The sequence below is a fragment of the Rhodococcus sp. KRD175 genome, from assembly GCF_017168275.1.
Lineage (GTDB): Bacteria > Actinomycetota > Actinomycetes > Mycobacteriales > Mycobacteriaceae > Rhodococcoides > Rhodococcoides fascians.
The window spans coordinates 1-435 of record NZ_JABFAQ010000048.1 but is presented as its reverse complement, the minus strand read 5'-3'; the positions used below and the strand labels follow the sequence as shown (position 1 = coordinate 435).

At 68.7% G+C, this 435-nt stretch carries 2 pseudogenes; both read left to right on the top strand.

The features are described from left to right. Positions 1-296 (top strand): annotated as a pseudogene (locus J1M81_RS24645) (metallophosphoesterase); the annotation flags it as partial. Beyond that, a pseudogene (locus tag J1M81_RS24640) lies at positions 293-435 on the top strand (PLP-dependent cysteine synthase family protein); the annotation flags it as partial. The pseudogenes J1M81_RS24645 and J1M81_RS24640, both read left to right, overlap by 4 nt.

Sequence of the window (435 nt, the reverse complement as noted above, 5' to 3'; positions counted from 1 at the left end):
ATGGTTACCAGTTGGTGCTGGCCGGCCACACCCACGGCGGGCAGCTGTGCCTGCCGTTGTACGGGGCGCTGGTCACTAACTGCGGTCTGGACCGCTCCCGGGCCAAAGGAGCGTCACACTGGGGTGCAAACATGCGGCTGCACGTCTCCGCCGGGATCGGCACTTCGCCGTTTGCGCCGGGGAGATTCTGCTGCCGGCCCGAAGCAACCCTGCCGACGTTGATCGCGACCCCAATGGGCGGGCGCGATTCGAGCAGCAACCTGGGCCGCTCACAGCCGACAGTGTCGGTGCGTTGAGCGGCGGGGCCTGTATCGCGGTCCGCAGCCTATCCCGGAGCTGGACGGACAACGCGATCCGGTTGATCGAGGCGGACGCCCGCCGTAGCGCCGACACCCACCTGCTGCGCTACCCACTGCCCGCTGCCTGGTGCACGGA